Raw genomic sequence first — 12,958 nt, 5'->3', positions numbered from 1 at the left:
GGTGCGCGAGGCGATTCCCGTGTATGTACCTAGACAGGTACGTAACCATATGGGTACATTCAACGCATGGACGCAGTACTGCGAGCGGTGGCCGATCCCAGTCGGCGCACCATGCTCGAGATGCTGCGGTCGCACCCTGCCAGTGCGGGGGAGCTCGCGGACGCGCTCCCGATCGCGAGACCCGGCGTGTCGCGGCACCTGCGGGTGCTGCGCGAGGCCGGTCTCGTCGAGGTGCGGGAGGACGCGCAACGGCGGATCTACAGCCTCCGACCGGAGGCGCTCATCGAGGTCGACGAGTGGCTGGGGGACTACCGCGCCCTCTGGCAGCAGCGGCTCGACGCGCTCCACACCGAGGTCGCACGAGGGAAGAGGTCGCAGGGATGAACGTCATCGGCACGATGCGAGCGCTGGATGCGGATCGGGGAGCGGTCCGGGTCGAGGACGTCTATGACACCGGCATCGCCGACCTCTGGTCGGCGTGCACAGAGCCGGACAGGCTGGCCCGGTGGATCGGGGAGATCTCCGGAGACCTGCGCGTGGGTGGTGCGATCCAGGTGAGCTTCGTGAGCAGCTGGACGGGTCCTGGTCGGATCGAGGCGTGCGAGGCGCCGCACCACCTGCTGCTCACGATGCTGCCCGGCACGGACGAGGAGGGCCAGATCGAGGCCTGGCTGAGCGAGGAGGACGGCCGCACGAGACTGGTCGTCGAGGAGCGTGGCCTGCCGCTCGACCGGATGTACTTCCACGGCGCCGGCTGGCAGGCGCACGTCGAGGACCTTGCTCGGTCCCTGGTGGGGGACAGCTCGATCTGGAAGCAGCGCTGGGACGAGCTCACCCCGGCGTACCGCGAGATGGAGGTCCGCTGATGTCGGACCGGATCCGTTTGAGCGGCGTCACCGTGAACGCGCCCGATGCTCTTGCTCTCGGTGCGTTCTACGCGGAGCTGACCGGCGGAGAGGTCAGGGGGAGTGCCCACTGGGCGCTCGTCGAGGGGCCCGATGCCTCGATCGGCTTCCAGCAGGTCGACGACTTCCGGGCGACCACCTGGCCGTCCGGTGATGTCCCGATGCAGCTGCACCTGGAGTTCTTCGTCGACGACCTCCAGGCGACCGGCGCCCGCGCCGTGGCCGCCGGCGCGACGCTGCTCGACGTCCAGCCGAACGCGGACCACTGCCTCGTGTACGCCGACCCGGTCGGTCACCCGTTCTGTCTCTCGATGTGGGAGACCCCAGCGGTGTGACTCTGGGAGGCTGAGCCATGCGCACCCTGACGTACGCCATGAACGTGAGCGTGGACGGCTACGTCGCCGCGCCCGGCGACGACCTCGGCTGGGGCGTGCCGAGCGACGAGCTGTTCCAGTGGTGGAGCGACCGCCTGGAGACGACCGCCCTGGCCCTGTACGGACGCAGGCTGTGGGAGGCGATGAGCTCCCACTGGCCGACCGCCGACCAGCAGCCGGACGTCTCACCGCAGCACGTCGAGTTCGCCCGTCGGTGGCGCGACATGTCCAAGGTCGTGTTCTCCTCGACGACCAGCGCGGTCGACTGGAACGCGCGTCTCGTCAGCGGCGACCCGGTCGCCGAGATCGCCCGGCTGAAGGCCGACGGTGAAGGTCGCATGGACATCGGTGGCGCAACGCTCGCCGCCGCGGCCATGAGGGCCGGACTCGTCGACGAGTACGTCGTCGTCACCCACCCGGTCCTCGTCGGCACGGGCGCTCCGTTCTTCACGCACCTCGACGCCTGGGTGCCCCTGGACCTGATCGAGACGCGTCAGTTTCACGACGGAGTGGTGCTCGCCCGCTATCGGGTCGGGGAGCCCTGAAACCTTCATATATTGACATAATGTCAGTTATCGGCGATCTATCCACGCTCAGAAACGCTCCAGAAGGGGTGCGCGCGCGGTTCTTCGTCCCCTACGGTCCCAGGGTGTCGTCCACCTCGCTGAGTGCCGTCGAGATCGCCGAGCTGCGTCGTCAGGTCGCCGCACAGCGCACCGCGTTGCCGCAGATGTACGCCGCGGTCGACTTCGACGCGCGTCCTGAGCGGTTCACCGTGGACCCTGGCGTCGAGTCACAGCTCGGCGCCGGGCTCGAGCCGCAGCGACGACGTCTCCTGGAGAACGACGAGCAGGTTGCCGTCATCGAGGCGTTCACGATGCTCGGCGATGCCGTCGCCGACGCGTACGCCGCGCTGCTCCCGGAGATCGGCTTCCAGCGTCTCGTCGAGATGCTCGACGAGGCCTGCGACCACGGCATCGATGCTGTGGCGGACGCACCGGGCGAGCTGGCCGCGCTGATCACCGACATGGAACGTGTTCCTGAGTGGCTCGACATGGAGCTGGTCGAGCTCGGTGCCCGGCTGGACCGCAACCTCAGCGCGCACGTCAGCCCGTACGCCATCCGCGGCGCGTTCGTCGCGACGTTCATGAATGCCTATGCAGCCCTGCCGATGGCGATGACCGGCGCGCTCGGCGAGGACATGGCCGCCAACCGGATCAAGGAGACGGCCACCTTCTTCACCTGCACGGTCCTGCCCGGCGCGCTGGAGCGGCACGGGCCGGGCTTCAAGGCCGCCGCCAAGGTGCGGCTGATGCACTCCATGGTCCGCTTCAACGTGCTGCGCCGCGGCAAGTGGGACTCCCGTGTGTACGGCGTGCCGATCCCCCAGGTCGACCAGATGCCGGCGGGCCTGCTCACGATCTTCGTGCTGGCGCTGAACGTCGTCCGGTCCGGACGCACCGAGTTCACCCGCGAGGAGCAGGCGCGCGTCGAGCTCTCGCGCTACCGGTGCTTCCTGCTGGGGCTCCCGGAGCAGCTGCTCCCGGGGACGCCGCGCGGCATCATCGACGCGCTCGGCACCCGGCAGGCCACGCTCCGCAAGGCGTACGACGACGACACCTGCGGCGCTCTGCTGCGGGCCACGATGAAGGCCTACCTCGAGCCCGACCACGGCCTGCGCAGCCGGGTGCACGACCGCTTCGAGCGCAGCTTCTCGAAGGCGTTCTTCGTCAAACGGTTCCTCGAGGGCGACGACGCTCGCGCCGCAGAGATGGGCGTGGCGCTGAGCCGCGCCGACCGCGTCCGGGCGGTCGCGGTGGCCGTGCTGGTCGGCGGGCAGGTGCTCGCCTACCGGCTCGCGCAACGCGCGCCCGGCCTGGGTGCGGTCACCGACCGCAGGCTGGTCGCCAAGCTCGACCGCACCCTCGGTCGACTCGGTCACGCCGACTTCAGCTCCGACGCCGCGGCGTACCGCCCGGTCACGCCCTGAGACGTCCAGCGCGCGGTCACCGGGTCCGCGGTTGGTGACCAAACGTGGGGTGGGAGCGCTCCATCTGCGGTTGGTGACCAAACGTCGCAGCCGGACTAGCGTGGCGGCCGATGGCCCACCCGCGCATGTTCGACGAGGACGACCCGGTCCTCGCACGCCTGCGCGAGATCACGCTGGCGCTCCCGGACGCCGCCGAGAAGGTCTCCCACGGGATTCCGGCGTTCTACACGACCAAGGTGTTCGCCTACTACGGCGGCAGCGTCAAAGTCGGTGACGGCTACGAGCGGCACAGCGCCTCGGTCCTGGTGCTGGCCGATCCCGTCGAGCGCCAGGCGCTGCTCGACGCCCCGCACGGCTACCTCCCCATGTACCTCGGCGTCTCCGGGTGGGTCGGCCTCGACCTGGCCGCGGAGACCGACTGGACGGAGGTCGCCGAGCTCGTGGAGACGTCCTACCGCCTCACCGCCGGCGTACGCCGCGTCCGCCGTCTCGACCAGGATCGTTGAGACTCAGGCCCCGACGTACGCCGCCAGGTGCTGGCCGGTGAGCGTCGAGCGGTCGGCGACCAGTTCGGCGGGCGTGCCCTCGAAGACGATCCGGCCGCCGTCGTTGCCGGCGCCGGGCCCCAGGTCGATGATCCAGTCGGCGTGCGCCATCACGGCCTGGTGGTGCTCGATGACGATCACGGACTTGCCGGAGTCGACGAGCCGGTCGAGCAGGCCGAGGAGATGGTCGACGTCGGCGAGGTGCAGGCCGGTGGTCGGCTCGTCGAGGACGTAGATCCCACCCTTCTCCCCCATGTTCATGGCCAGCTTGAGCCGCTGTCGCTCGCCGCCCGAGAGGGCCGTGAGCGGCTGGCCGAGCTTCAGGTAGCCCAGGCCGACGTCCTCCAGGCGCTGCAGGATCGCCGCCGCCGCGGGAGTCTTGGCGTCGCCGGAGGCGAAGAACGCGTGGGCCTCCGCGACGGGCAGGTCGAGCACCTCGGCGATGTTGAGCCCGCCGAAGCGCAGCTCCAGCACGGCCGCCTGGAAGCGCTTGCCTCCGCAGTCCTCGCACGGCGTCGCCACGGTCTCCATGAAGCTGAGCTCGGTGTAGATCATCCCGTTGCCCTTGCAGGTCGGGCAGGCACCCTCGGAGTTGGCCGAGAACAGGGCCGGCTTGACGCCGTTGGCCTTGGCGAACGCCTTGCGGATCGGCTCGAGCAGGCCCGTGTACGTCGCCGGGTTCGACCGCCGCGATCCCCGGATCGCCCCCTGGTCGACGTAGACGACGCCCTCGTCGGCCGAGATGGAGCCGTGGATCAGTGACGACTTGCCCGAGCCCGCGACACCCGTGACCACGCACAGCACACCGAGGGGCACGTCGACGTCGACGTCGCGCAGGTTGTGCTCGGCGGCGCCACGGATCTCCAGCTGCCCCGACGGCGTGCGTACGTCGTCCTTGAGCCGCGCCCGGTGGCCGAGGTGCTGCCCGGTCAGGGTGTCGGAGGACTTCAGCTCCTCGACCGTGCCCTCGAAGCAGATCGTGCCTCCGCCCGTGCCGGCGCCAGGCCCCAGGTCGACGACGTGGTCGGCGATCACGATCGTCTCGGGCTTGTGCTCGACGACCAGCACGGTGTTGCCCTTGTCGCGCAGGTCCAGCAGGAGCTTGTTCATCCGCGCGATGTCGTGCGGGTGCAGGCCGACCGTGGGCTCGTCGAAGACGTAGGTGACGTCGGTGAGCGCCGACCCGAGCGCGCGCACCATCTTGGTCCGCTGCGCCTCTCCCCCGGACAGCGTCCCGGACGGCCGGTCCAGCGACAGGTAGCCGAGACCGATCTCGACGAACGAGTCGAAGAGGTGCAGCAGGCTCTCGACCAGCGGGGCGACGCCCGGCTCGTCGATCTCCCGCGCCCAGGCCGCCGCGTCGGTGATCTGCATGGCGCACACGTCCGCGATGCTGACGCCGTCGATCGTCGACGACCTGGCCGACTCGTTGAGGCGGGTGCCGTCGCACTCGGGGCAGGTCTTGAACACGGCGGCCCGCTCGACGAACGCCCGGATGTGCGGCTGCAGGGAGTCGACGTCCTTGCTGAACATCGACTTGCGGATCTTCGGGATCAGCCCGTCGTAGCTGACGTTGATCCCCTTGGCCTTGATCTTGGTCGTCTGCTTGTAGAGCAGGTCCTGGCGCTCCTTCTCCGAGTAGTCCGCGATCGGCTTCGTCGGGTCGAAGAAGCCGGACTCGATGTAGGTCGCGACCATCCAGCCGTCGGCGGTGTAGCCGGGCACCAGGATCGCGCCGTCGACCAGCGACTTCGACTCGTCGATGATCACGGACAGGTCGAGGTCGGAGATCGTGCCGCGGCCCTCGCACTCGGCGCACATCCCGCCGAGGTAGACCGCGTCCTGGACGATCTTCTTCTCGCCCTTCGGGCCGGTCATCACGCCGCTGGCCCTGGTCGTGGGGATGTTGAAGGAGAACGCGGTCGGCCCACCGATGTACGGCGTACCGAGCCGGCTGAAGAGCGACCGCAGCATCGCGTTGGCATCGGTGACGGTGCCGAGCGTCGAGCGCGGGTTGGCGCCGAGCCGCTCCTGGTCGACCAGGATCGCGGTCGACAGGCCCTCGAGCGCGTCGACGTCGGGGCGGGGCAGGCTCGGCATGAACCCCTGGACGAAGGTGGAGTAGGTCTCGTCGATCAACCGCCGGGACTCCGCCGCGATGGTGCCGAACACCAGCGAGCTCTTGCCCGAGCCCGACACCCCGGTGAACGCCGTGAGCCGACGCTTCGGGATCTCGACGCTGACGTCCTTGAGGTTGTTGACCCTCGCGCCGGTCACCCGGATCAGGTCGTGGCTGTCGGCCTCGTGCATGCGGCTGGTGGCTCCTGCTCTCTCAGTCCTCGGGTAGGGCGGCGAACGCCTTCTTGGTGTCCTTGTACCAGCCCATCCCCTTGATCGGGTGCTTCCAGCGGCCGCGCATGTCGTTGTTGGCGGGGACGTGGGCCTCGTCGCCGGCGGCGACCATGTCCTTGAGGTGCTGGTCCTGCTGGTTGATGACGTCGTCGGCCTTCTCGCCCTGGAACGCCTGGTCGCAGGGACCGCCCATCTGCTGGCAGGTCATCGTCTTCATCTCAGGCCACCGCCCGGATCCGCACGGTGTTGCCGGCGGGGTCGCGGAACGCGCAGTCGCGCAGCCCGTAGGGCTGGTCCATCGGCTCCTGCACGACCTCGGCGCCGCTCGCCTGGACCGCGTCGAAGGTCCCGTCGACGTCGTCGCTGGCCAGCAGGATCCAGCCGTACGTGCCCTTGGCCATCATGTCGCCGATCATCTGCCGCTCGTCGTCGGTGATGCCGGGGTCGACCGCGGGCGGCCCGAGCAGGATCGAGGTCCCGGGCTGGCCGACGGGCCCGACGGTGATCCAGCGCATCGTGCCGGAGCCCACGTCGGTGCGCACCTCGAAGCCGAGGACGTCGCGGTAGAACGCCACGGAGGCGTCGGGGTCCTCGTGCGGGAGGACGGTGGTGTGGATGGTGAGGTTCATGACGATCACGCTAGGTGCGGATCGACCGCGGGCGCTTCTCCATTCCTGATCGATCTGGCCCGGACCGGCCTGCTGACCTGCTTCACGACGCACGTGGGGACGCCCCGCATCTCGCGTGCGGCCTGTTTGTAGCTGCTCGGCGACATCCCCACCAGCTCGGAGAACCGGGTGCTGAACGTCCCCAGCGACTGGCAGCCCACCTCGAAGCAGACCTCCGTGACGCTGAGGTCGCCACGCCGGAGCAGTGCCATCGCCCGCTCGATGCGGCGCGTCATCAGGTACGAGTACGGCGACTCGCCGTACGCGCGCTTGAACTCGCGGCTGAGATGACCCGCCGACAGGTTGACGCCACGGGCCAGTGCCTCGACGTCGAGCGGCTGCGCGTACTCGCGGTCCATCCGGTCCCGGACCCGACGCAGCAGGACCAGGTCGCGCCGGCGCTGCTCATCGGCGGGATTGGTCACCCGGGTGATTTTGCCACGGACCAGTGGCCCGGACGGGCTAGGAGCGCCTCCCCAGGTTGGGGCATTCGCGTCCGATCCACCGCGCGAACACCGCTCGGTGCTTAAGTTCGAAGGTGCGCGAGCCGATGCTCCGGACATGCCGGTGGAATCCCACCGGATCCTGGAAGCCTGGATCGGCCGGGCCTGCTGGGGGGCAGCAGCGAGACGCACCGGGGGGAGGTAGCGCCATGTGGGACACCGTCCAGACGAACGCCGTGCACCTCTCGCACGACATGCCGTGCGCCCAGTGCGGCCACGCTCCGCACACCTACCTCGCGTGCGGGGACAGCTGCGACTGCGTGCCGGCGACCATGCCGGGCCGCGCCGTCGCCTGACCCGAACCGGCTCAGCCGATCGGGTCCACCGTCGCGACCCGGGTCAGCAGCGGCCGCTCGGGGTCGTCGACGACCTCGCCCGCGTTCCACCACAGCCGCAGGCCTGCGGGCGCCAGCTCGAGGACCGCGAGGTTGTTGTCGTACCAGGGTCCCTCGGTGACCGACCACCGGATCGGCTCGCGCGGCACCCGTCCGGCGAGCGAGAGCAGCCGACCGACCTTGCCCGTCGCGCGCCTCGCCGCCAGCGCCGTGAAGCCGCGCATCCCTCTCGGCAGCGGGTTGCGGATCGGTGAGCAGACGGCCTGCAGGATCCGGCTGGCCACCTGACCGTCTCGCGGCCACGCCTCCGCGACGTAGCTGTGGTGCACGTCGCCGGACAGGAACGTGATCGTGCGCGGCGCCCGGCCACGGCGACCGGCGGCCACCTCCAGGACGAGGCCGGCGACGTCGCGGAAGCCGCGCTCGAAGGCGCCCCAGTGCTCCAGGTCGGCGCGCTTGCGAGCCCACTCCCCCAGGCTGCGGCCGGGGCCACCCCAGGCGCCCTCGGCGATCGCCTCGCCGAAGGACTCGATGTGGTGCAGGCCGGGCGCCAGCAGGTACGGCAGCGACGTGCCGACCAGCAGGTGGTCGACGTCGCCCTGGAGCTGGGCGTCGAGCCACAGCATCTCGCCGTCGTCGAGCATCGACCGGCGCTCGGGCTCGAGCACCCGGGCGGCGCGTGAGTCGACCACCACGAGCCGCGCCTGGGTGTCGAAGTCGCGGGAGTAGCTCCACCGGTAGGTCTCGGGGTGCTGGTCCGCTCGGTCCGCCAGTGCGTCGACCGCGTCGCTCACGTCGAGCTCCCCCGGCCCGTCGTACGCCGTGATCCGCTTCCAGAGCTCGTCTGCCGCCCGCTCCTCGGGGCCGAGGTTGCCGAGGTGCTGGTGCACCCAGTACGACGCCAGGCCGCCGACGATCCGGTCGTGCCACCACGAGGTGGCCTCCATGTCCTGGCGCCAGGTCCAGCTGGTGTTCCAGTCGTCGCGGATGTCGTGGTCGTCGAAGATCATCGCCGTCGGCAGCGTCGAGAGCAGCCAGCGGTTGGCCGGGTCGGTCCACGCGAGCCGGTAGAGGTGGGCGTACTCCTCGTAGTCCTTGAGCTCGAACCACGGCGGCTGCTCCGGGTCGCGGCGCTGCTGGATGAACGCGCGCATCTCGTCGCTCGTCTCGTCGGCGTAGACCTGGTCGCCGAGGAAGAGCGCCAGGTCCGGCCACCGCTCCCCCGGGTCCTCCGAGCCGCTCTCGGTGATGCCGGCCATGTAGAGCGCGTAGGCGCGCATCGCGTCGACCCCGAACTGCTCGGTGCCGGCCTCGTCGTGGTCCACGCTGACGCGGCAGGAGCCGAAGGCCACCCGCAGCGGCTTGCCCGGCTGGAGCGTGCTGATCACCGACGGCGGGAAGTCGGCGAAGTCCGGGTCGGCGGACGGCCAGACCTGCACGTCGTCGACGCGGACGACGTACGGCGTCCGGCTGCCGGGCGGGAGCCCGGTCAGCTCGACGAGCGCGTAGTGGCGGCCGTGCACGCCGAAGGTCCGGGCCGCGGCGCGGTGCTCTCCGGCGACCACCGTGACCTCGCTCGCCTCGGCGGTCTCGACCCAGACGGTCGCCGTCGCGTCGTCGACGTAGCGCAGCAGTGGTCCCAGGATCAGCGTCGTCACGACGAGCACCTACCCGCCTGCGAGGCGGGCCAAGCGCGTGTCGCCCCCTGGTCGGGCCATCGAGCGCGATTGGCTCTAGGATTCCGCACATGGCGACCCCCGAGCGACGTACCGCCCCCGGCACCCCTGTTGTCCACTCCGGCGCCCCGGTCGCGTCCGGCCCGGTGCCCGTGATGGCGCCGCTCGGCTGGCTGCTGATCCTGGTCTCGGGCATCGGCCTGATCCTGGCCAGCTGGCTGCTCTACGGCACCACGGCCGAGGGCATGTGGGCCGGCTACCGCGACGGCGTCATCGGTACGACGGTGCTGCTCTGCGCGATGGCTCTCAACTCGTCGCTGCCGGCGAAGCCGTTCCTCGGCATCTGCGGCGTCGCCGGGATCCTGCTCATCCTCTTCGCCGTCTTCCTCGACGACGCCACCGCCGTCTTCGTCAGCGAGCTGGTCGCCGGCATCGGCATCCTGGTCGGCGTCGGGCTGTACACCTCGGGTCGCCGCGACTGACGCTCCCTGACCTCGCTCAGGGCTCGACGAGCACCTTGATCGCCCGCCGCTCGTCCATCGCGCGGTAGCCCTCGGCGACGTCGTCCAGCGACACCGTCAGGTCGAAGACGAGGCCCGGGTCGATCCCGCCTGCGAGCACGCGCTCGAGCAGCTCGGGGATGTACTTGCGCGTCGGCGCCATGCCGCCCGCGAGCCCGATGTTGCCGCGGAACATCCGCCGCAGCGGCAGCTCGACGCCGTGCGGCACTCCGACGAAGCCCACGGTCGAGCCGGGTCGGGCGATCTTGAAGGCGGTCTGCATGGACTGGTCCGTGCCGACGCACTCGAGCACCGCGTCGGCGCCGACCCCGTCGGTGAGCTCCAGCACGGCGTCCACACCGGCCTGGTCGCGCTCGGCGATGACGTCGGTCGCGCCGAACGCGCGGGCGATCGCCTGCCGCGGCTCGTGGCGTGACATGGCGACGACCCGCTCGGCGCCCTGCAGCGACGCGGCCAGCACGCCGAACAGCCCGACGGCACCGTCGCCGACCACGACCGCCGTGCTGCCGGGCCGGACGCCGGCCGAGACCGCGGCGTGCCAGCCCGTCGGGAACACGTCGGCGAGGGTCAGCAGCGACGGGATCATCGAGGCGTCGGGCATGCCGTCGGTCTTCACGAGGCTGCCCTCGGCCTGGCTCACCAGGGTGTACTCGGCCTGGCCGCTCTCGGTGAAGCCGAGGTTGACGCAGCCCGACTGCGCACCGGCGCGGCAGTGCGCGCAGGTGTTGTCGCAGTGGTCGAACGGCACGATCACGAAGTCCCCCGGCCGGAACGACGTCACGTCCGCGCCGACCTCCTCGACGACCCCGACGCACTCGTGGCCGATCGTGTCGCCGGGCGTGATCTCGTTCTCACCGCGGTACGGCCACAGGTCCGATCCGCAGATGCAGCCTGCGACGATCCTCACGACGGCGTCGGTCGGTGCCGAGATCGTCGGGTCGGGAACGTCGGAGACGCGGATGTCTCGGGTACCGTGGATCGTCGTCGCGCGCATGCCGCCCATCCTCTCAGCAGGCCGGAGCCGGAGCAGCGGCGCTCCCCCGACACCCCGGGACCCGCGCGTTGTTGCGTTATCTCATATGTGAGTTACCGTGGACGACATGACTGAGGCCACCACGACCGAGGGCTACAAGAACCGCATCGGCAACCTGATCCGGGACGCGCGCAAGCACCGCGGGCTCACCCAGCACCAGCTGGCCGACCTGCTCAACACCAGCCAGAGCGCGGTCAACCGGATCGAGAAGGGGCACCAGAACCTCTCCCTCGAGATGCTCGCCCGCATCGGCGCGGCACTCGACTCCGAGATCGTCGCCGTCGGCGCCGGACCGACCCACCTGCGGGTGACGGGCCCGACCACGCTGTCGGGCGAGATCGACGTCAAGACCTCCAAGAACGCCGGCGTCGCGCTGCTCTGCGCGTCGCTGCTCAACCGGGGTCGCACCACGCTGCGCAAGGTCGCGCGCATCGAGGAGGTCAACCGCCTCCTCGAGGTGCTGACCAGCATGGGCGTCCAGGCGCGGTGGCTCAACGACGACAACGACCTCGAGATCATCCCGCCGCGCGACCTCGACCTCCGCAACATCGACGAGACCGCGGCGCGCCGTACCCGCTCGATCATCATGTTCCTCGGCCCGCTGCTGCACCAGGTCGACACGTTCGAGCTGCCCTACGCCGGCGGCTGCGACCTCGGCACCCGCACCGTCGAGCCGCACATGGCGGCGCTGCGACCGTTCGGTCTCGAGGTGAAGGCGACCGACGGCAGCTACCACGCGCAGGTCAACCGGGCCATCGAGCCGGGCCGCCCGATCGTGCTCACCGAGCGCGGCGACACCGTCACCGAGAACGCCCTGATGGCGGCCGCGCTGCACCCGGGCCTGACCGTGATCCGCAACGCGTCGTCCAACTACATGGTCCAGGACCTCTGCTTCTACCTGCAGCGGCTCGGCGTCTCCGTCGAGGGCATCGGCACCACCACGCTGCGCGTGACGGGTCTCGCGGAGATCGACGTCGACGTCGACTACGCGCCCAGCGAGGACCCGATCGAGGCGATGTCGCTGGTCGCCGCGGCGATCGTGACCAAGTCGCAGATCACCATCCGTCGGGTGCCGATCGAGTTCATGGAGATCGAGCTCGCGCTGCTCGAGGAGATGGGTCTGAGCTACGACCGCTCCGAGGAGTACGTGGCCCTCAACGGCCACACCCGCCTGGTCGACATCACCACGAAGCCCTCCGAGCTGCACGCGCCGCTGGACAAGATCCACCCGATGCCGTTCCCCGGCCTCAACATCGACAACCTCCCGTTCTTCGCGGTCATCGCGGCGGTCGCCGAGGGCCAGACCCTCCTGCACGACTGGGTCTACGAGAACCGGGCGATCTACCTGACCGACCTCAACAAGCTCGGCGCCCGCGTCAAGCTGCTCGACCCGCACCGGGTGATGATCGAGGGTCCGACCAGCTTCAGCGGCACCGAGCTGGTCTGCCCGCCGGCGCTGCGCCCGGCCGTGGTGATCCTGCTGGCGATGCTGGCCTCGAAGGGCACCTCCGTGCTGCGGTCGACGTACGTCATCCACCGGGGCTACGAGGACCTCGCCGAGCGGCTCAACCAGCTCGGCGCCAACATCGAGACGTTCCGGGACATCTGAGCCGCCCCTGGCCCGAGCTTCGGCCTCCGCGGCCGTCGTTTGGTCACCAAGCGCAGGTGGGAGCGTTCCCGGCCTGCGCTTGGTGACCAAACGTCGCGGCCGGGGCGGCGAGGGTCAGTCGAAGAGCGTCTCGACCCAGGCCCGGGCGGGCGGCTTCGTGACGGGCGGGGCGGTCATGTCGGGGGTGATCCTCGGCATCGGCGCGGTGTGCTGGCCGACGTGCCGGTGCCAGTCGCTCTCGGCCTCGATGAGCGCGCCCAGGTCGGGACGCGCGAGGAAGACCCCGTGGCCGTCGGGACAGGCGCTGACCGCGCCCTCGCCGAGGGACGAGCTGATGGCGCGTGTCTCCATCTCCGCGCCGCACCGTGGGCAGGTCAAGGTCTCCATGCACCGACGCTACCGCTCCGGTGGTGAGTGCGCGCGGACCCTCGCCGGTCCGCGATACTG

16 protein-coding genes are annotated in these 12,958 nt (G+C 70.3%); 9 read left to right on the top strand and 7 right to left on the bottom strand.

What is annotated here, in order from left to right; genetic code table 11:
* Positions 1–66 precede the first annotated feature (66 nt).
* The 6 genes from ASC77_RS01180 to ASC77_RS01155 all read left to right on the top strand — a co-directional run bounded on the left by ASC77_RS01180 (position 67) and on the right by ASC77_RS01155 (position 3,775).
* The gene (locus ASC77_RS01180) at positions 67–384 is read left to right on the top strand and encodes an ArsR/SmtB family transcription factor (protein ID WP_056147757.1); all 318 of its coding nucleotides are present in this window, start codon (positions 67–69) and stop codon (positions 382–384) included.
* The gene (locus ASC77_RS01175) at positions 381–866 is read left to right on the top strand and encodes an SRPBCC family protein (RefSeq protein WP_056147754.1); all 486 of its coding nucleotides are present in this window, start codon (positions 381–383) and stop codon (positions 864–866) included. The genes ASC77_RS01180 and ASC77_RS01175 overlap by 4 nt, the downstream gene beginning before the upstream one ends.
* Entirely contained in the window at positions 866–1,240 is a 375-nt protein-coding gene (locus ASC77_RS01170) for a VOC family protein (protein WP_056147751.1), read from the top strand. Before ASC77_RS01175 ends, ASC77_RS01170 begins: the two co-directional genes overlap by 1 nt.
* Before the next feature lie 17 nt (positions 1,241–1,257).
* Positions 1,258–1,824 carry a dihydrofolate reductase family protein gene (locus ASC77_RS01165; protein ID WP_056147748.1) on the top strand — a complete coding sequence of 189 codons (567 nt, stop codon included), beginning with the start codon at positions 1,258–1,260 and terminating at the stop codon, positions 1,822–1,824.
* 104 nt (positions 1,825–1,928) lie between these two features.
* Positions 1,929–3,269 (top strand): oxygenase MpaB family protein, encoded by a 1,341-nt coding sequence (locus ASC77_RS01160; protein WP_200944861.1) that lies wholly within the window; start codon positions 1,929–1,931, stop codon positions 3,267–3,269.
* Positions 3,270–3,379: 110 nt separating this feature from the next.
* Entirely contained in the window at positions 3,380–3,775 is a 396-nt protein-coding gene (locus tag ASC77_RS01155) for an MmcQ/YjbR family DNA-binding protein (protein ID WP_056147745.1), read from the top strand.
* A 3-nt stretch (positions 3,776–3,778) separates the two neighbouring features.
* On the opposite strand, the gene ASC77_RS01150 is transcribed toward ASC77_RS01155, so the two are convergent.
* From ASC77_RS01150 to ASC77_RS01135, 4 genes are read right to left on the bottom strand one after another with little or no spacing between them, the layout of a single operon-like run.
* Positions 3,779–6,124, bottom strand: coding sequence for an ATP-binding cassette domain-containing protein (locus tag ASC77_RS01150; protein WP_056147742.1), 2,346 nt, complete (start codon positions 6,122–6,124; stop codon positions 3,779–3,781).
* A gap of 22 nt (positions 6,125–6,146) precedes the next feature.
* Positions 6,147–6,383, bottom strand: coding sequence for a hypothetical protein (locus ASC77_RS01145; RefSeq protein ID WP_056147739.1), 237 nt, complete (start codon positions 6,381–6,383; stop codon positions 6,147–6,149).
* 1 nt (position 6,384) lies between these two features.
* Complete coding sequence (locus ASC77_RS01140; protein WP_056149732.1) at positions 6,385–6,795, bottom strand: VOC family protein; 411 nt, start codon at positions 6,793–6,795, stop codon at positions 6,385–6,387.
* A 5-nt stretch (positions 6,796–6,800) separates the two neighbouring features.
* Entirely contained in the window at positions 6,801–7,259 is a 459-nt protein-coding gene (locus ASC77_RS01135; RefSeq protein ID WP_235547383.1) for a helix-turn-helix transcriptional regulator, read from the bottom strand.
* 227 nt (positions 7,260–7,486) lie between these two features.
* On the opposite strand from ASC77_RS01135, the gene ASC77_RS27075 reads away from it, so the two are divergent.
* Positions 7,487–7,633 (top strand): hypothetical protein, encoded by a 147-nt coding sequence (locus ASC77_RS27075; protein WP_200944860.1) that lies wholly within the window; start codon positions 7,487–7,489, stop codon positions 7,631–7,633.
* Positions 7,634–7,644: 11 nt separating this feature from the next.
* Here ASC77_RS27075 and ASC77_RS01130 read toward each other — a convergent pair whose 3' ends face one another.
* Positions 7,645–9,330 carry an alkaline phosphatase D family protein gene (locus ASC77_RS01130; RefSeq protein ID WP_056149728.1) on the bottom strand — a complete coding sequence of 562 codons (1,686 nt, stop codon included), beginning with the start codon at positions 9,328–9,330 and terminating at the stop codon, positions 7,645–7,647.
* An 89-nt stretch (positions 9,331–9,419) separates the two neighbouring features.
* On the opposite strand from ASC77_RS01130, the gene ASC77_RS01125 reads away from it, so the two are divergent.
* Positions 9,420–9,830: a hypothetical protein gene (locus tag ASC77_RS01125; RefSeq protein ID WP_056147735.1), complete on the top strand. Its 411-nt coding sequence runs from the start codon at positions 9,420–9,422 to the stop codon at positions 9,828–9,830.
* A 16-nt stretch (positions 9,831–9,846) separates the two neighbouring features.
* Here ASC77_RS01125 and ASC77_RS01120 read toward each other — a convergent pair whose 3' ends face one another.
* Positions 9,847–10,863, bottom strand: a complete 1,017-nt coding sequence (locus ASC77_RS01120; RefSeq protein ID WP_056147733.1) for a zinc-dependent alcohol dehydrogenase family protein — start codon at positions 10,861–10,863, stop codon at positions 9,847–9,849.
* 97 nt (positions 10,864–10,960) lie between these two features.
* Here ASC77_RS01120 and ASC77_RS01115 point away from each other — a divergent pair, with 97 nt between their 5' ends.
* Complete coding sequence (locus ASC77_RS01115) at positions 10,961–12,511, top strand: UDP-N-acetylglucosamine 1-carboxyvinyltransferase (protein ID WP_414813153.1); 1,551 nt, start codon at positions 10,961–10,963, stop codon at positions 12,509–12,511.
* Positions 12,512–12,625: 114 nt separating this feature from the next.
* Here ASC77_RS01115 and ASC77_RS01110 read toward each other — a convergent pair whose 3' ends face one another.
* On the bottom strand, positions 12,626–12,898 hold the full coding sequence (locus ASC77_RS01110) for a zf-TFIIB domain-containing protein (RefSeq protein WP_082574375.1): 273 nt from the start codon (positions 12,896–12,898) through the stop codon (positions 12,626–12,628).
* Positions 12,899–12,958 lie beyond the last annotated feature (60 nt).

The sequence above is a fragment of the Nocardioides sp. Root1257 genome (genome assembly GCF_001425175.1).
Lineage (GTDB): Bacteria > Actinomycetota > Actinomycetes > Propionibacteriales > Nocardioidaceae > Nocardioides.
Note: the sequence above shows the minus strand (reverse complement) of the source record. Positions and strands in the feature narration are given on the sequence as shown.